The following is a 16572-nucleotide window of genomic DNA, read 5'->3' on the forward strand; positions in this document are numbered from 1 at the left end:
GCTTTATTTGATTATTTGCCCTTTGAAATATTTACTTAAAAAGAAGGCCAGGTCTTCTTTATAGCCCACGCCCGATGCTTCAAACTTCCATGCGCCGCCACGTTTGTACAGTCTGCCAAACTCAATGGCCGTTTCGATAGAAAAATCTTCGCCCAACTCGTATTTGCAAACTTCGGCCCCGGTTTGATTGTCTAAGATACGAATATAGGAATCACGCACCTGGCCGAAATTTTGGCGGCGGGCCTGCGCTTCATGAATAGTTACTACAAACAAGATCTCCTGGATGCGGGTGTCTACTTTAGTCAAATCAACCGTGATTGATTCGTCATCGCCGCCATCGCTGTTGCCACCTGTCGGATCATCCCCGGTATGGTGAACCGATTCCTCGGGCGAATCGACATTATTATAGAACACAAAAAACTCATCCTGCGGTACCAACCGGTTAGCGTCGATCATGATGGCCGATACGTCAAGATCGAAATCATAACCAGTACCCTCGTTTGGGTTCCAGCCCAAACCAACTGTCATTCTTGAAAGGCCGATATCTATTTTCTGCCCTTTTTGTAAGTTAATAGCCATTTTAGTATATGTTATTTTAGGTAAAACCTGTATTGCCTTTTGGGTATTGCGCGGCGTTGCAGGTATTGGCCGGTGACAAACCGGCAATTAAACATTTAATCTAAGGTAGATGTTTTATTGAGGTGATATTGTAAAAATTGTCTACACAAAAATAAGACGATGGCAGGGGCGGGTTGTTACAGGGATAAGGGCGATATTTATACGGCTTAAACAAAAATCCCCAGATGGGGAACAGATTTGTAGTAATATCATATACCGAAAACCGTGCCAGAGGTATGGAACACTCGGAGTTGTGTACCTCTGGCACACCAAGACAAACAAATCTTTAATTTCTACAAACCTTTTGCACCTCTGGTGCAACTAAGCAATTTCCTTCCCTGGCGCAAGTGTTGTGTGGATGGTTGTGGGCATGCTCACTTGTGCCTATGCGAAATGTCTGTAAACTTTTTTTAGGACGATACAAAAGCACAAGTCATCCACACTAATTCCCCCTACTCAAGACTTGCGCTAAAAATGGGCCCGTTTCGGCAATCTCTATGAATTAATGTGCACCAAACTTCATCCACACAAAATACCCTACCCAAAGCAGAATGTTAGAATAAACACCGGCCAGCACATCATCCATCATCACACCCAAACCGCCGCCCAGGTCTTCCATTTTGCGAACACCAAGCGGTTTTACAATATCAAAAAAGCGGAACAGTACCAACCCGGCTAAAAGGAAATACAAATTAGCGGGAATAAAGAGCATGGCTATCAGCATTCCGGCAACTTCGTCAATGACCACGCGCGAGCTATCTTCACCCCAGTCGGGTTCAACTTTGTTACCTACAAATACGCCGAGCGCAGTAATGAATACAGTAATAGCCAGCAGGTACCAGGGATTTTGCAAGGCCGGGTTTTGCCACAGCAGCCAGATAAAGCCACAGGTAACAATGGCGGCATAAGTGCCCCCGCCTTTTAAAAAACCGATGCCAAAAATGGAAGCTATTGTTTTATTTAAGAACATTTAATTTTATATCGTTAATCAATCTTTCTATTCCCTCCCTTGGGAGGGGTGCGGCTGTCTGTGCTGTGGCAGGGAGGGGTTTATACGCCGTGCAAAATCGGGAATTGTTCAAGAAACCCCTCCCTACACCCTCCCCGGGGGAGGGAATCGCACAAAGCCCCCGCTTTTTTATTGTTTACTGCACACTGTCAACTCAAAACTACCAACTTGCCTACTGCTTATCCAATACATCCTCCGCTGCTTCGGCAACTTCGGGCTCAATGGTATGTCTTTTTGGAAAGTTGAATAGCAGCGATGTTAATACAGGGATAATAAATAAGGTCACTGTAAGTACCGAAGTGAAAATATCAGCGCTTTCGCCCTCCATTAGCTTTGAAAATCCGGCTTCGGGGTAAAAGTGAACAAATAATGATGATGCCAGTTTAATCCCCAGTACACCGATCACTATAAAAGCTACAGTTTCCAGGAAAGTAAACTTCTCCATTAGCCTTACAAATGCCTGGGCTACAAAGCGCATAGCCAGAATGCCGATAAACACACCGATATAGATCAGCATTTTATGATCGGTAAAAGCTACCGCGGCAAAAACGTTATCGATAGAGAATGCAAGGTCCATCAGCTCAACTAAAGCTATGGTAGCCCATAAGTTGCCTATTAAACCTACGGTTGAGCGGTAAAGCCAGTTCTTGCTCTTATCAACAGTTTCTTCTTCGCTGTCGCCGTTGGCTTTTTGCAGTTTGCCTTTAAAATAATTGAAGCTCAGGTATATCAGATAAAGGCCGCCAAGCGGTTTTAACCACCAAACTGATACCAGCCATGCCGCTAAAAATAAACAAACACCACGCAAAACGTAAGCACCGATGATGCCGTAGCGTAATGCTTTTTTACGCTGGTGCGGAGGCAGGTCGAGCACCATGGTTGCCAGTACGGCAGCATTATCAACAGAGAGCAGGCTCTCAATAACTATCAGATTTAAAACGATCAATACGCCGGCCTTCAGGTCGGGGCCAAGCAGGTAATGTAAAAACTCCATAAATTATATGATATCGGTATTAAGCATTGCTTTTAAAATATTGGCCTGCACGTCAACATCGCTCAGGCTTTGTAAAAAGTTGATGTCGGCTATTTTTTTATAGTTTTCGGCTAACAGGGATTTTATTTCGGGCGGCATATATGATTTCATCGTTACCACATCGCTTTGCAGTTTGTCAATTTTATCCTGCAGCTCATGCGCCAGTTTTTCTTTTTTAGATAGGTTACTATTATTCTCGATGCCCGAAAGCTTTGTTACGTCGCAAAATAGGAATAAATTATTGGCGGGCGAAAATAAAAAGTGCCTGTCTTCATCCATAAACTTATATATTTCCAGTATCAGGTTGCCGGCTTTTAAGCCACAGTAAAACTCCGTGCGGAATTCGCGTTTTAGCAATATGCCCATCAGTTTGCGCTGGATAATAGCATTGGTATTATGATAGGTATCGTTATAATTATACTGTACCAGTTCGTTATAAAGATCGGGTGTTATATTATAGAAGAAGTCGGACCCATAGCGCAGACTGAAAGCGTTGATATTTTTAGAGAAAGGGTAATCGTTTGAATTATCGGAAAGCACCTGGTAAAGCTTCCGTAAAGAAAGATTTACTTTCAGCGCCTGCCTTTGCCTGTCAATTTTAAAATCCTGCTCGGTGAGGGCATTGTCATCCATTTGATCAACCATCTCTTTGGTAAGCTGGATCTCATCAAGTACCAGGCTTACATTGTTTTCGTTGTTCTTTTTGATCTTTCGGAGCAGGTCGACCAGGCTGGTGGTAAATTGTACGTGAAAAAGTTCCAGCTTGTTGATGTCAATTTCGGGATTGGTTTCAAAAAGCTTATGGATAACCTGGGTACGCAGGTAGAGTTTGTAAATGAGCTCATCTTCAAAAAATACCGACAGCAGCTGAAGCTTGCTGAGCATCCTGTTCGACTCATTTAAAATATTTAGCCTGTTTTCATCCATCAACTTACTGTATCCCTTATAATAAATGTAAAAATACAAAATTATAGGATTGAATGTTTGGGCGTATGTTACGAATAAAGGGTGTGTTGGGATTGATGAGTTTTGAATGCTCAATCCAATTTGCGTTAGGGATTGCAGCGGATACCGGCCAGGAGCGTAATACTCCAATGGGCATCGGGGTAAACTCTGCAGGGCGTACAGTTGACTCTCCCGGTCTACGCTTCGCTGGACCACCCTCTCTCCGGCTTCGCCGCAAAGAGGGCTGGAAGAATAAATATTTCTTATCCCCTCTTTGCGAAGCAGAGAGGGGTGACAAGCGCAGCGATGCCGGGGTGAGTAAACTACTACCCATTCCCATCAAAATAAATTATATTTACATATACGTGTAACCCGACTTGCCAAATCGTAGTCACAGAGGTTATATAATGCAAAGCAAGCTTTCAGATATCGAACTTATTGAGCAAACCCTGGCGGGTAATCAATTTGCCTATGCAGATTTGGTTAAGCGGCATCAGCGTTTTGTTTTTACGCTGGCCATGCGTTTTGCCAAGGGCCGCGAAGATGCTGAAGAGATTGCGCAGGATTGTTTTGTGAAAGCGTACCGCTCGTTGGCATCGTTTCAGGGGCAGTCGAAATTTAGCACTTGGTTGTATAGTATAGTTTATACTACAGCGATGACGTTTTTAAGAAAGAAAAGGGTAGATACTGATTCAATTGATGATGAGGGCACATTTGTGCAGGTGGAAAGCCATGAATCGGCGTATGATACCAACAATGTAGAAAATAAGTCGCGGTCATATTACCTGAACCAGGCCATTGAGCAGTTATTGCCCGATGATGCTACTATAATTACCCTGTTTTATAAGGGAGAGCAATCGTTAGAAGAAATTGCTCAAACAATGGGTATTGAAACAAATACCGTTAAGGTTAAACTATTTAGGGCACGCCAGCGTTTGAAAGAAAAGCTGGAGCGCAATTTAAAACACGAGGTGAAAGAACTGATATGAACACCATCGAAGAAAAACTTTGGAACTATATTGATGGTACCTGCACGCTGGCAGAGCAGGATGCCATTGCCCGGCTTATTGAAGAGGATGATTTGTACAAACAAAAGTACACTGAACTGCTTGCGTTGAACCAGGAATTTGCCGACATGGAACTTGATGAGCCATCGATGGCCTTTAGTTATAATGTAATGGAAGCCATCAGGGCCGAGCAGCTGGTCCCGTTAAAATCAACTATTAATAAAAAAATAATATTAGGCATTGCCGCATTTTTTGTTTTGAGCATATTGGCCTTATTTGCTATTGTGCTTTCAAGTATCCAAATTTCCGGTAATTTATTCAGCGGTTTAGATGTTAAACTACCGGCTAATTTAAAATTGCCGGCAGCAAATGATATTTTCAACAGTACTGTGGTGAAAAGTTTTTTCGTGTTTGATGTAATTTTGGCGCTATTTTTAACCGATAGTTATCTGCGTAGAAAAAAAGCTGCAAAAGAGGCATAAAGTGTTCACTTTTCTGTAATGCCAAATAATGCCACAGTGTCTTTTTGACACTTATCTGCACACTTTTTGTAAAGTAAATTCCCTTTAATCTATTGTTAATGTATCAACAAGGATACATTAACAAAAATTTTAAAAAGTTTTCATTTTTGGCACAGGGATTGTAATACAGTCCGCGAACTGGTAAACTTACCGGTTTAATTGTGATAAGGTTTAGGTTGAAAGTCTCCCGACGCAAGGTTGGGAGGCTTTTATTTTTTTATACGCAATTCTGTCATCCCCAATCTTCCCCCAATCCCACCACTTGACGCCCCGGTTTGATTTTTGTAACTTTGTTTTTATGTCGAAAGCAGAAACACTTGAAGATTTTTACCAAAGGAAAGTTAACTGGCTGCCCAATAACCTGCAGCAAAGCATCGGTCACTTTAATGTATTCCGGATTGAGGACTGCATTGGCCCTAATGCAAAGCAGGTAACTTATAGCCGCCGTACTTTTTATAAGATCAGTTTGATGCGCGGTGATAACATTATTCACTACGCCGATAAAAGTATCACGCTTTCAGGATCAACACTGATGTTTTTCAGTCCGATGGTGCCTTATACGTTTGAGCATATGTCTGATGATCGTACAGGCTATTTCTGCATTTTTACCGAAGAGTTTTTTCTTGAAAAATTCAGAACAGGCTTAAGCGAGTTCCCCATGTTCGGTATCAACGCCAAGCCCGTTTATGCTTTAAATGAAGAGCAGGATGCCTATGTGACCAATTTGTTTCAAAAAATGCTCACTGAGATCAATACCGAATATGCATTTAAATATGACCTGATCCGTAATTACGTTACCGAGCTGGCTTACTACGCGTTAAAAACCGAACCGTCCGAAAATGTATATAAACACGTTGATGCCAAATCGCGCATCACATCGGTATTTACCGAGCTGCTGGAGCGTCAGTTTCCTATCGAAACGCCGTCGCAACGGTTTTCGCTGCGCTCGGCTAATGACTTTGCGCAGCGGCTTTCAGTACACGTAAACCACCTCAACAGGGCCATTCGTGAAACTACAGGTAAAACCACTACCGATCATATTGCCGACAGGCTGCTGAGTGAAGCCAAATCATTATTAAGGCATACCGATTGGAACATCTCCGAAATTGGTTACTGCCTGGGCTTTGAAGAACCCACCCATTTCAATAACTTTTTTAAAAAACAAACCCGGCAAACCCCAAGCTCGTTCCGAAATGTTTGAATTTCGTAACCTTTGGTTTGATTAATGTAATCTCGCCCCTTTGTTGCTGCTGTAACTTTGTTTTATCTTAAATAACAAAGCAAACAACTTTTATGGACAACAACAAAGTATGGTTTATTACCGGAGCTTCAAAAGGCTTTGGCCTTAGCTTAGTAAAACAACTACTGGATGCAGGACAGCTTGTTGCCGCTACTTCCAGAAATTTACAGGATTTAACCGCTGCGGTTAATACAACAAGCAATAATTTTTTACCGCTGCAGGTAGATTTGGCAAACGAAAGCAGCGTATCGCTGGCTTTACAGCATACGCATGAGTTTTTTGGCCGTATCGATGTAGTGATCAATAATGCAGGTTATGGAATTGGCGGCGCTATTGAAGAATTGAGCGATGCCGAAACACGCCTGGCGTTTGATGTAAACGTATTTGGCACGCTTAACGTGATCCGTGCAGTAATGCCTTACCTGCGTAAGCAACGCTCGGGGCATATCATCAACATTTCGTCTATCGCGGGTATCACCGCCAACACAGGCTGGGCAATTTATGCCGGATCCAAATATGCGGTGATCGGAATTTCGGAAGTACTTGCTGCCGATGTTAAAGAATTTGGCATCAATGTAACCGTGGTTGCACCCGGCGCTTTCCGCACCAGTTTCCTCACTGCCGACTCGCTTTCAATTACCGAAAACAAAATTGATGATTACACCGAGGTGCGTGCCATTCATAACAAATACCTCAAAATGGATGGCAAGCAAGCCGGCGACCCGGAAAAGGCCGCAACTGCTATTATCAATACAGCTTACGAAGAAAACCCGCCATTGTACCTGTTATTAGGCGGCGATGCATACAATCGTGCTTTAGCCAAGCTTGATACTTTACACAATGAAATTCGTCAGTGGCAGGATGTAACCTGCTCAACCGATTTCTAAATTTTAGTCCGTTACCCTATATCTACCTATATAAAAACAATAATATGCAAAGTATCAAAGATAAAGTGATTGTGATTACCGGTGCCAGCAGTGGCATCGGTGCATCTGCCGCCCGTAAACTGGCACAGCTTGGTGGCAAAGTAGTTTTGGCCGCCCGCCGGGAAGACCAATTGAAAACCCTGGTGCAGGAAATTGGCGAAAATGCCATCTATGTGGTAACCGATGTTGCCAAACGGGCTGATCTGGATAACCTCATTCAGCAGGCTATAACCAAATTTGGCCATGTTGATGTAATGTGGAACAATGCAGGCATCATGCCTATCTCCTTTTTTGAAGAAGGCCATGTTGATGAGTGGGATAAAATGATCGACATCAATATTAAAGGTGTATTGTACGGCATTAACGCTGTACTGCCCCACATGATTGAGCGTGGTGAAGGTCATATTCTTTCAACCTCATCAGTAGGCGGTTTAAAAACATCTCCTGGTATCGGTGTGTACAGCGGTACCAAATTCGCGGTTAAGGCAATTATGGAAACCCTGCGCGAGGAAGTTGCCCAAACCATTAAAGTAACTACTATATATCCGGGTGCTACAAAATCAGAGTTAGGCCATGACATTACCAGCCCTAAGATCAAAGGCTTGTATGGCAACCTTACCAATATGCCCAAACTTGATGAAGAAGCAATAGCCAACGCGGTGATCTACGCGATAAGTCAGCCGGACAATATTACCGTTAACGAAGTTGTGGTACGCCCGCTCGGCCAAACCCGATAACGTTAATCCGGCGATCTTTTCGATCAAAATAAGCGAAAATCAAAAACAATCGCTAAAAGCGTAACAAATCAGTAAAAACAAAATCTATCAACATACAAAACTATGGAAAACAATAAAGTATGGTTAGTAACCGGTGCCTCTAAGGGACTGGGACTTGCCTTAGTCAAACGACTATTAAATGAGGGCTATAAGGTAGCCGCCACATCGCGCAATTTAAACGATCTGAGTAAAGCAGTTGACGCAAACAGTGAGCAGTTTTTACCGCTTGCCGTTAATTTAACCAACGAAGACAGTGTACAGGAAGCCGTTGAGCTCGCGGTAAAAACCTTCGGAAAAATTGATGTAGTTGTCAACAATGCCGGATACGGCTTATTGGGCGGCATTGAAGAACTGACCGACCGCGAGGCTCGTGATAACTTTGAGATCAACGTATTTGGATCATTGAACGTGATCCGCAAGGTGCTGCCTTATCTGCGTGCTCAAAAATCAGGTCATATTTTAAACGTTTCGTCAATAGGAGGCTTTACCGGTGCATTTGCAGGCGGCGGTATTTATTGCGCCACTAAGTTTGCCGTTAATGGTTTCTCCGAAACATTATCGGCCGAAGTAGCGCCCTTTGGCATTAAGGTCACCATTGTACAGCCCGGTTATTTCAGGACCAACTTCCTGTCGGCAGGCTCATTGGCAGTACCTCAAAACCAGATAGCCGACTATCAGAATGTACGGGACACAGTAAATTTCCACCAAAACGATATGGACCAGCAACAGGCCGGCGATCCCGAAAAAGCAGCCGCAGCCATGATTAGCATAACCACCGAAGCTAACCCGCCGCTCAATTTATTCCTGGGCGAGGATGCTTACGGCCTGGTTGAGAAAAAGCTGGCATTCGTTCAAAACGAATTAGCAACATGGAAAGAATTAACGCTTTCAACAGCAATACAACAATAAATGCTCATTATTATATAGGTGTATGGGTTACCCGCGATGGGCTTATCCGCCACGAATTTTTACCCAACGGCCGTTATACAGAAGCCCGCGGGGATAAACAAGATGCTTACACAGGCTATTACAGTGTGTTAGGCAACCATGTTGAATATCTTGACGATACCGGCTTTACTGCCGAAGGCGATTTCAGAGACGGTGTATACTATCACGCCGGAATGGTATTATATAAAGAAACAGCATGAAGCTGTAAGTGATAACATATAATAACGCTAAGCCGCATTTGAAATAAACTTCACCAAACTTCTTTTAGCTACTGGCAGCAGCGTTTGTTCAAGCGGAAAAGTGATATCACTATGTACATAATAAACCGCCGGGTTAGGTATAAACTTATTGCGGTTAATGAGGTGTTGTTTTATATGCTCAGGTGTGTTAATGATACTTTGCTCGTAAGTATCAACAAAAGTTATGTTAATACCCCGGTATTTGTCATCCTTCCCTTCAAAAATAGTAATCTGATACTCATAGATCCGGTTGGTGCGATCCTTGCCATTTTGTAACGAAAAATAACCGTTATAGGGCATTAAAGGAATGATGCCTACCGGATCAATATTAACATGCCGCTCTACAAAATCATAAATATCCCTGCCGGTTTTTATTGCCGGGTCCATTTTACTGAGGGCGTAAGTAATAATATGTTCAATTTCAAGCATACTTTGATCATCGGTAATGATCTTTTGATAGGTAAGTTTTACGGCCTCAATATCAGCCTGGGTTAAGCGCTGCGGAAAAGCCTGCTGCAACAGGCTTTTATTTTTTTTAAAATCAATAAGGTTGTTATAGTGAAAAATCAGGTCGGCCAGGTTGGGATATAACCGGCCGTTATTAAAGTGGCTGTTAATTTCCTGCAGGTAACTTAACAGGATATATTTTTTGTATTCAAAATCAATATGGCCTTCAATAAACCAGTTTACACCTAATTGCCTCATTTTTCCACCTCCTTTTGATAGCTTAAATTAAACAAAAAACACCAACTTTGCAATATGCCCTATGGAACCCTTTATTTAATTCCCGTACCACTGGCCGATGATGCAGCTGCAAAATCCTTTACGCCATACCTGGTTGATACCATTAACAGTATCAAAGAATACATTGTGGAAAACGAAAAAACTGCTCGTCGGTTTTTAAAAGAAGCGGGGTTAAAAACTCCGCAAAGTGAGTTATTGATCCACGATTATGGTAAACATAACCGAGATATGGGTAAGGCCGATTTTTTTAAAGGCCTGCAGGCTGGTAACGATGTTGGTTTGATGAGCGAAGCCGGCTGCCCTGGTGTAGCCGACCCCGGTGCCGAAATTGTTGACAAAGCCCACCGCATGGGCATTAAGGTTGTGCCATTGGTTGGGCCAAGCTCTATTTTGCTGGCGCTGATGGCTTCGGGTTTTAGCGGCCAAAGCTTTGCTTTTCATGGCTACCTGCCTATTGATAAAGTACTGAGGGCCAAAAAGATCAAAGAGCTGGAAAATACAGCTGTAAAGCTCGATCAAACTCAAATGTTTATCGAAACACCTTTTCGCAATAACCCTATGCTGGAGGAGATCCTGAAAACGGGTAACCCCAAAACCAAGCTCTGTATAGCCTGCGACCTTACCGCTGCTACCGAGTTTGTGCAAACAAAAACCATTGCCGATTGGCAAAAGAAAGTTCCGGAACTACATAAACGTCCAACCATATTTTTACTCTATCACGGTAATAAATGACCATAAGCCAGCAGCATACCCCAGTTGTAATTGTAGGTGCCGGCCCATCAGGTTTGATGATGGCCGCACAGCTTTTACGCTATGGTGTGCAGCCGGTAATTATCGATAGCAAGCAGGGGCCAACTACACATTCAAAGGCGCTGGCCGTGCAGGCCCGCTCTATGGAGATCTACAGGCAAATGGGTGTTATCGATAAGGTGCTTAGTGATGGCAAACGTGGTGGCGGTGTACAATTTAACCAGGAGGGCGAAGAGGTTGCCAGCCTTTCGCTTGCCAATGTTGGCGAAACGCAAACTGGTTTTCCATTTATCCAGATGTACCCGCAGAGCAAAAACGAGCGCTTATTGCTTGATTTTATTACCCTGAACTGCTGCCCTGTATATTGGAATACTTCGTTGTTATCGTTAAACCAGGATGCAGGCAAGGTAACACTGCAACTGCAAAGCGGCGAGGACAAACAAACCATTACCTGCGATTGGCTTGTTGCGGCAGATGGTGCGCATAGCACGGTGAGGAAGCAATTGAATGTCCCTTTTAATGGCGACACCTACCAGCACCAGTTTTATTTAGCCGATATAAAAATAGAGGCTGATTTTGGCGATAAGGTAAATCTGTTCCTTTCAAAAAAAGGTTTTGCAGGCTTTTTTCCCATGCCCGATGAACGGAGCTACCGTGTAGTAGGGAACCTGCCCGATGAATTTGATAAAAAAGACGAACTGCAGATTGAAGAGGTATTGCCGCACTTGCGGGATGTTACCAAACAACAGATCATCGTTGAACATACCAACTGGTTCACCACCTATCGCCTGCATCATCGCATGGCCGATAAATTCAGGGAGCAGCGTTGCTTTTTAATTGGTGATGCCGCGCATATCCACTCGCCGGTTGGCGGGCAGGGTATGAACACCGGTTTACAGGATGCCTATAACCTGGCATGGAAACTGGCAGGCGTGATTAATGACCAGCTTAAGGCATCGGTTTTAGATAGCTATGCGCAGGAAAGGATGCCTGTAGCCAAAGATCTGCTTAACACTACCGACCGGATCTTTAAAATGATCCTGTCGCGCAACTGGTTCATTAATTTATTAAAGAAATATTTGCTGCCTGTAGTTTTAAAATGGGTATGGAGCAAGCCCAATCTGCGCGAAGCATTTTTTAAACGGGTATCGCAAACCGGTATAGCTTATCGCGATAGCACGATAAACCTTAACCTGGGCCATGCCAGCCAGATCAAAGCGGGCGACAGGCTGCCTTACCTCAAGGTATTTGACGAAAAGAGGCAGCTGGAAACCGACCTGCACGAATGGTGCAGCAAGCCAGGTTTCACGCTCATCTGCCTGGGCAAACTCAAAGAGATCGACCTGTTTACCGTAGCCAAATGGATCACTCAAAGCTATGGGGCCAGTCTCAACTTTTTTTACCTGCCTCCATCGGCCAAAAACCAACATATCTTTGATGCTTTCGATATAAAAGAAAATCAAAAAAAAGCCCTGATCATCCGTCCCGATATGCACATCGGCTTTTTAAATGATGTGGTGGATATTGATATGATGGATAATTATTTGTTGAATGTAGTGGGAGTGAAGTCGAAAGTCTCGGGTCTTTAGCCGTAAGTTCTAAATCTCAAGTCAGAAACTCATCTCCGCAGGTTACAGGAAAAACTTAGCTTTTTATATCTGCAACCAATACTTACGACTCCCGACTTCGAACTTAAGACTTAAAAACTCACCTCACCACCATCACCCAGCCGCTCATCACAGTACCATTTTTTAAGTCGATCACATAATAATATGTTCCTGATGGGATATCCTGTCCGCTGTATTTGCCATCCCAGGCTTTGGGGTAGCCGGTGCTTTTAAATACCAGCCCGCCGTAGCGGTTAAATACTTGCGTGGTTGAGGTTGGATAAGTATCAAGCGCTTCAATGCCCCAGGTGTCGTTAAGGCCATCGCCATTAGGTGTAAAGGTATTGGGGATCACTACTTTTTTATAAACACGCACAAATACCTGGTCGGTAGCTTCATCGCCGCAGCCTGAGTTTGATACTGCGTGCAAGGTATAGGTGATATCTTCCATTGGTGAGGCCGAGGGCTTAAGTTCAAGGCTGCTGCTCAGGTTATCCGTCGGGGTCCAGTAATAGCTTACGTTTGTGCCTTTGGTGCTGCCATTAAGCGTGGTTGTTTGTCCCTGGGTAATGTACCTGTCCGGGCCAGCGTTGGCTACAGGCTTTTTAAGTACATTAACCTGTACTGTAGCTGTTGAGGTACAGGTGCCGTTGCTTACGGTAACCGTGTATAATGTGGTATCTGCAGGGCTGGCTACAGGATTGGCAATATTGACAGCTGAAAGGCCTGTAGCTGGCGACCATGAATAAGTTGAACCTCCGCTTGCATTTAAAGTGACCGAACTCCCCTCGCAAATTGGCTCAACAGCATCAACAGCTGCAACAGGCTGTGCATTCACCACAACGGTAACCGGTACTACTACCTCGCAGCCCGACGATGACTTAACCGTAACAGAATAAGTACCTGCTGCGGCAGCGGTTACATTACTGATGGTTGGATTTTGAATGGCCGAGGCAAAGCCATTGGGCCCTGTCCATTGATAACTTACCCCGGTTGATGCGCTTAGCGACAAGGTTGTACCCGCGCAAACCGGTGTGTTAGCCGTTGCTGTTGATGATGGAGGCGCGCCAACGGTGAGGGTAAGCACGTTTGATGCCGACCGGCAAAGTGCCGAATTGATATTACCCGCCTGGGCAGTTACTGCCCGGTAATAGTAAGTGTCGGCTACCGTTGGTGATGTGATCTGGTAACTTGAACTGGTGCTGTTTGCCCCGGCCAGATCTGTCCAGGCACCGTTACCGTTTTTGTACTGCCATAAAACGGTATACCCGCTGGGGATAGTAGTGCTAAGCGTATAAGTTTGAGGGATATCAGAACAAGCCGATGCCGTAATAGTTGAACTTGAACTGCTGAAGCTTGCCGCTATCACTGGCCCGTAAGGCCTGAATACGATATCATCAATTGCAAGGTCATTGGCAGGAGCACCTCCGGCGCTGTTATTGATCATCTTGATCACCACATCGCCAACACCTGCCGGCAGGGTAAAGTTAAACGACTTCTGGATCCATTGATAATTGCCACTGGTGCGGGCAATGGTGCCGCTGGTAAAACTTTGAATGGTTGTTCCGTCGGTTTTTTCGATGGCGAAAGTGATATTTGGCGGGCTGATATCATTGCTCCTTAATAAATTCACTACCCAGGCCGAAAACTGGTAAGTTGTATTAGAGCATAAACCGGTAATGGTTCGTTTATAAAAATAATCTGTTTTGGATACGCTGGCATTTACCACCATCATATAGCCTCCGGTATTGCCGGTATGGTCTGTTGCCGACCACCAAACATTGCCTGCACCTGCGGTTGTGTTTTCAATAGTGTATGACCCATCACTCGGGAAATCGGCATTGCTGTAAGTGTAGCTTGTTGAGCCGGAATCGGCAGGGAGTGCGCCCGAATGGGTTGAGGTTCCTGAGCCAAAAGTGATGCTCACTACCGGATCGCCGAGGCTTTGCGCATTTGTTTTGCGAACGGATAAGATGAGAAAAAAGCTGATTAGGGGGAGTAACTTTTTTGCTTCCAACGGAATACTGGTTTAAAAAAGCGCCTGCATGTACTACTAACATACAGACGCTACTATCGCAACTATTATGAAAAGGGGTATTATATAAACCATTTATGGGGTTATAACTGGTTTACGGTATAAATATGAGGGGATGTGCAGCTTTCATCAATAATGTATCGATGAATAATAGTTTTGTATAGGCGAATGAAAAAGGGACAGCAAACTACCGGCGGGGAATGAAAATGCCTGGTATTTTTCTATTTATGTTTGGCCCAGTTGCGTGCAAAATCGTTATAACTTTCGCTTACCGGCAATTCAACATCGGTAAGCTGTACCTTGCGGTTTTGAATTGAACGGATTTTATTAACAGGTACTATATAGCTGCGATGGATGCGCTGAAACCTGGCCGAAGGCAGTTTTTCCAACACCTTCTTCATCGGCATCAGCGTAAGGATGGTTTTATCGTTTGTGATATGGATCTTGATATAATCCTCCATGCTTTCTATATATTCGATAGTGCCCAGGTCTATCTTAACCATCCGGTATTCCGAATACACATACAGGCTTTCGTCGGTTTCGGCGATAGCGGAGGTTTTGTTTTGATATTTATGATAATCTATAGCTTTTTCAACAGCCTTAGTAAAGCGTTTTATATCTATCGGTTTTAAAATATAATCAAGTGCTTCCAGTTCAAAACCCTCATATGCAAAGTTTTTATGGGCGGTTGTGAATATCACCATGGGTTTTACCTGAAGTGAACGCACAAGATCGATCCCGGTAATATCAGGCATGCTTATGTCAACAAAAAGCAGGTCGATGGGGTTGTTCTTTAAAAACTCAGCGCCGGTTATTGCATCTTCAAAAGTATTTACCATTTGTAGTTCGGGGAACCGGGCTACATAGTCGCTCATAAGCCTTAAGGCCAGCGGTTCATCATCAATGGCTATACACTTAAGTGCCATAATTAAACTTGTAAAGTAAGTTGAACAATATACTCATTATTATGGCTGCTTATGCTTAACAAATGCTTGCCGGGATATAAATGTTCAAGACGCTGTTTAGTGTTTTTTATGCCGATGCCCGTGCGCTGAAACTCACTGTTCTGCACGCTAAAGATCCGGTTTTTGCAATAGAAGGAAATATTGAGCTCCTGGATATCAACCTTGATATCTATACCAGATGGTTCATGCTTGCTTATCCCGTATTTAAAAACATTTTCAACAAATGTCATCATTACCAGGGGCGCTATCTTTTTATTTCCGATAGCTCCTTCAACCTCAAAATTTACTTTGGTGTTTTTACCTATCCGGAGGCGCTGCAATTCAATATAATCGCTGATGCAGTCAATTTCGCTTTGCAGCGGAACAAAATCTTCGGCAACATCATCAGTAACGTAACGCATTATGTTTGAGAGCTTCATGATACTGTCGGCAGCGTTATCATCTTTAATAGCCGCAAGGGTATAGATGTTATTGAGCGTATTAAACAGGAAGTGCGGGTTGATCTGAGCTTTCAGGAATGACAGCTCGGCGCTTGTTTTATCTGCCTCGGCACGGGCGGCCCGCTGTTCGGTAAGCTGCCATTGCTGCACTGTTTTGATGGCCATGCTCAGCGCCATGATCATTAAAAAAATAAAAAGGCTGGTGCTGTCAAGCGGCTGCATATGACGACGGCGCCATTGAAACTGTGCATTATTAGAAAAGGCCGAATCAGAACGAAAGTTGTGCCGGTTAAAAGCGGCAGCCGTGTCAGAATCAGGCATGTTACGGGTGCCATGTCCATAACGTTCACCGTCAAATTGCGAACGATGGTGCATTCCGTTAACCATTCGCCAGCCATCGGTACTGCGCATTAACTTATCAAAAGGACGAAGCGTGTAAACTCCAGCCAGTAACACTACAGATATGATACCGTAAATGACGTACTTCTTTTTCAGGAAAAAACTGGGAATGAACAGGTAAGCATTTGAATAAAATAGCACCATATAGGTAACACAGAATATCCAATAAGCCGGTTTTTGCAAAAAAGTTGTGATGGACGTATGATAAAACGCCCGGCTATTTAAAAACACAAGCGGAAAGGCCATGAACAGCAACCAGCCTGCAATGTGTATAATAACCGAAAATGCTTTAAAACGCGACATAATGTAAAATAACGCATTATGTTACAGCAATAAAAACAAGTCCCGGTATTTTAATGATTTGTGTGGA

General features: G+C 43.7%; 17 protein-coding genes. 9 read left to right on the forward strand and 8 right to left on the reverse strand.

The features are described 5' to 3' along the window. Window positions 1–3 precede the first annotated feature (3 nt). From MTO98_RS01260 to MTO98_RS01275, 4 genes are all read right to left on the reverse strand, one after another. The gene (locus MTO98_RS01260; protein WP_243484821.1) at window positions 4–579 is read right to left on the reverse strand and encodes a TerD family protein; all 576 of its coding nucleotides are present in this window, start codon (window positions 577–579) and stop codon (window positions 4–6) included. A 541-nt stretch (window positions 580–1120) separates the two neighbouring features. Continuing rightward, window positions 1121–1588 carry a phosphatidylglycerophosphatase A gene (locus MTO98_RS01265; protein ID WP_243484822.1) on the reverse strand — a complete coding sequence of 156 codons (468 nt, stop codon included), beginning with the start codon at window positions 1586–1588 and terminating at the stop codon, window positions 1121–1123. A 211-nt stretch (window positions 1589–1799) separates the two neighbouring features. Beyond that, entirely contained in the window at window positions 1800–2621 is an 822-nt protein-coding gene (locus MTO98_RS01270) for a TerC family protein (RefSeq protein ID WP_243484825.1), read from the reverse strand. A 3-nt stretch (window positions 2622–2624) separates the two neighbouring features. Continuing rightward, complete coding sequence (locus MTO98_RS01275; RefSeq protein WP_243484827.1) at window positions 2625–3626, reverse strand: hypothetical protein; 1002 nt, start codon at window positions 3624–3626, stop codon at window positions 2625–2627. Window positions 3627–4012: 386 nt separating this feature from the next. On the opposite strand from MTO98_RS01275, the gene MTO98_RS01280 reads away from it, so the two are divergent. The 7 genes from MTO98_RS01280 (at window position 4013) to MTO98_RS01310 (ending at window position 9223) form a co-directional block, all read left to right on the forward strand. Next, window positions 4013–4594 carry an RNA polymerase sigma factor gene (locus MTO98_RS01280; RefSeq protein WP_110586394.1) on the forward strand — a complete coding sequence of 194 codons (582 nt, stop codon included), beginning with the start codon at window positions 4013–4015 and terminating at the stop codon, window positions 4592–4594. Then, window positions 4591–5094 carry a hypothetical protein gene (locus MTO98_RS01285; RefSeq protein ID WP_243484830.1) on the forward strand — a complete coding sequence of 168 codons (504 nt, stop codon included), beginning with the start codon at window positions 4591–4593 and terminating at the stop codon, window positions 5092–5094. Before MTO98_RS01280 ends, MTO98_RS01285 begins: the two co-directional genes overlap by 4 nt. 337 nt (window positions 5095–5431) lie before the next feature. Continuing rightward, a complete protein-coding gene (locus MTO98_RS01290; RefSeq protein ID WP_243484831.1) occupies window positions 5432–6334 on the forward strand; it encodes an AraC family transcriptional regulator in 903 nt (300 codons plus the stop codon). Window positions 6335–6426: 92 nt separating this feature from the next. Further along, window positions 6427–7260 carry an oxidoreductase gene (locus MTO98_RS01295; RefSeq protein WP_243484833.1) on the forward strand — a complete coding sequence of 278 codons (834 nt, stop codon included), beginning with the start codon at window positions 6427–6429 and terminating at the stop codon, window positions 7258–7260. 44 nt (window positions 7261–7304) lie between these two features. Next, window positions 7305–8036: an SDR family oxidoreductase gene (locus tag MTO98_RS01300; protein ID WP_243484835.1), complete on the forward strand. Its 732-nt coding sequence runs from the start codon at window positions 7305–7307 to the stop codon at window positions 8034–8036. A 102-nt stretch (window positions 8037–8138) separates the two neighbouring features. Further along, window positions 8139–8984 carry an oxidoreductase gene (locus MTO98_RS01305; RefSeq protein ID WP_243484837.1) on the forward strand — a complete coding sequence of 282 codons (846 nt, stop codon included), beginning with the start codon at window positions 8139–8141 and terminating at the stop codon, window positions 8982–8984. Next, a complete protein-coding gene (locus MTO98_RS01310) occupies window positions 8945–9223 on the forward strand; it encodes an Atu4866 domain-containing protein (RefSeq protein ID WP_243484839.1) in 279 nt (92 codons plus the stop codon). The genes MTO98_RS01305 and MTO98_RS01310 overlap by 40 nt, the downstream gene beginning before the upstream one ends. A gap of 27 nt (window positions 9224–9250) precedes the next feature. Here the strand turns inward: MTO98_RS01310 and MTO98_RS01315 are convergent, their stop codons facing one another. Further along, a complete protein-coding gene (locus tag MTO98_RS01315; RefSeq protein ID WP_243484841.1) occupies window positions 9251–9967 on the reverse strand; it encodes a hypothetical protein in 717 nt (238 codons plus the stop codon). Between the two features lie 54 nt (window positions 9968–10021). Here MTO98_RS01315 and MTO98_RS01320 point away from each other — a divergent pair, with 54 nt between their 5' ends. Continuing rightward, complete coding sequence (locus MTO98_RS01320; RefSeq protein ID WP_243484843.1) at window positions 10022–10738, forward strand: SAM-dependent methyltransferase; 717 nt, start codon at window positions 10022–10024, stop codon at window positions 10736–10738. Further along, window positions 10735–12345, forward strand: a complete 1611-nt coding sequence (locus MTO98_RS01325) for an NAD(P)/FAD-dependent oxidoreductase (protein ID WP_243484846.1) — start codon at window positions 10735–10737, stop codon at window positions 12343–12345. Before MTO98_RS01320 ends, MTO98_RS01325 begins: the two co-directional genes overlap by 4 nt. A 118-nt stretch (window positions 12346–12463) precedes the next feature. Here the strand turns inward: MTO98_RS01325 and MTO98_RS01330 are convergent, their stop codons facing one another. The 3 genes from MTO98_RS01330 to MTO98_RS01340 form a co-directional block, all read right to left on the reverse strand. Beyond that, the gene (locus tag MTO98_RS01330; protein ID WP_243484848.1) at window positions 12464–14380 is read right to left on the reverse strand and encodes a gliding motility-associated C-terminal domain-containing protein; all 1917 of its coding nucleotides are present in this window, start codon (window positions 14378–14380) and stop codon (window positions 12464–12466) included. Window positions 14381–14619: 239 nt separating this feature from the next. Further along, window positions 14620–15324 carry a LytTR family DNA-binding domain-containing protein gene (locus MTO98_RS01335; protein WP_243484850.1) on the reverse strand — a complete coding sequence of 235 codons (705 nt, stop codon included), beginning with the start codon at window positions 15322–15324 and terminating at the stop codon, window positions 14620–14622. Window positions 15325–15326: 2 nt separating this feature from the next. Then, entirely contained in the window at window positions 15327–16505 is a 1179-nt protein-coding gene (locus MTO98_RS01340) for a sensor histidine kinase (RefSeq protein WP_243484852.1), read from the reverse strand. Window positions 16506–16572: the final 67 nt, after the last annotated feature.

This window comes from Mucilaginibacter sp. SMC90 (assembly GCF_022811725.1).
Taxonomy (GTDB): domain Bacteria; phylum Bacteroidota; class Bacteroidia; order Sphingobacteriales; family Sphingobacteriaceae; genus Mucilaginibacter.

What these genes read in the sequence shown, in the direction of transcription:
- MTO98_RS01260 (WP_243484821.1), bottom strand. Translation starts at nt 579, where the DNA reads ATGGCTATTAACTTACAAAAAGGGCAGAAAATAGATATCGGCCTTTCA.
- MTO98_RS01265 (WP_243484822.1), bottom strand. Translation starts at nt 1,588, where the DNA reads ATGTTCTTAAATAAAACAATAGCTTCCATTTTTGGCATCGGTTTTTTA.
- MTO98_RS01270 (WP_243484825.1), bottom strand. Translation starts at nt 2,621, where the DNA reads ATGGAGTTTTTACATTACCTGCTTGGCCCCGACCTGAAGGCCGGCGTA.
- MTO98_RS01280 (WP_110586394.1), top strand. Translation starts at nt 4,013, where the DNA reads ATGCAAAGCAAGCTTTCAGATATCGAACTTATTGAGCAAACCCTGGCG.
- MTO98_RS01285 (WP_243484830.1), top strand. Translation starts at nt 4,591, where the DNA reads ATGAACACCATCGAAGAAAAACTTTGGAACTATATTGATGGTACCTGC.
- MTO98_RS01290 (WP_243484831.1), top strand. Translation starts at nt 5,432, where the DNA reads ATGTCGAAAGCAGAAACACTTGAAGATTTTTACCAAAGGAAAGTTAAC.
- MTO98_RS01295 (WP_243484833.1), top strand. Translation starts at nt 6,427, where the DNA reads ATGGACAACAACAAAGTATGGTTTATTACCGGAGCTTCAAAAGGCTTT.
- MTO98_RS01300 (WP_243484835.1), top strand. Translation starts at nt 7,305, where the DNA reads ATGCAAAGTATCAAAGATAAAGTGATTGTGATTACCGGTGCCAGCAGT.
- MTO98_RS01305 (WP_243484837.1), top strand. Translation starts at nt 8,139, where the DNA reads ATGGAAAACAATAAAGTATGGTTAGTAACCGGTGCCTCTAAGGGACTG.
- MTO98_RS01310 (WP_243484839.1), top strand. Translation starts at nt 8,945, where the DNA reads ATGGAAAGAATTAACGCTTTCAACAGCAATACAACAATAAATGCTCAT.
- MTO98_RS01315 (WP_243484841.1), bottom strand. Translation starts at nt 9,967, where the DNA reads ATGAGGCAATTAGGTGTAAACTGGTTTATTGAAGGCCATATTGATTTT.
- MTO98_RS01320 (WP_243484843.1), top strand. Translation starts at nt 10,022, where the DNA reads ATGCCCTATGGAACCCTTTATTTAATTCCCGTACCACTGGCCGATGAT.
- MTO98_RS01325 (WP_243484846.1), top strand. Translation starts at nt 10,735, where the DNA reads ATGACCATAAGCCAGCAGCATACCCCAGTTGTAATTGTAGGTGCCGGC.
- MTO98_RS01335 (WP_243484850.1), bottom strand. Translation starts at nt 15,324, where the DNA reads ATGGCACTTAAGTGTATAGCCATTGATGATGAACCGCTGGCCTTAAGG.
- MTO98_RS01340 (WP_243484852.1), bottom strand. Translation starts at nt 16,505, where the DNA reads ATGTCGCGTTTTAAAGCATTTTCGGTTATTATACACATTGCAGGCTGG.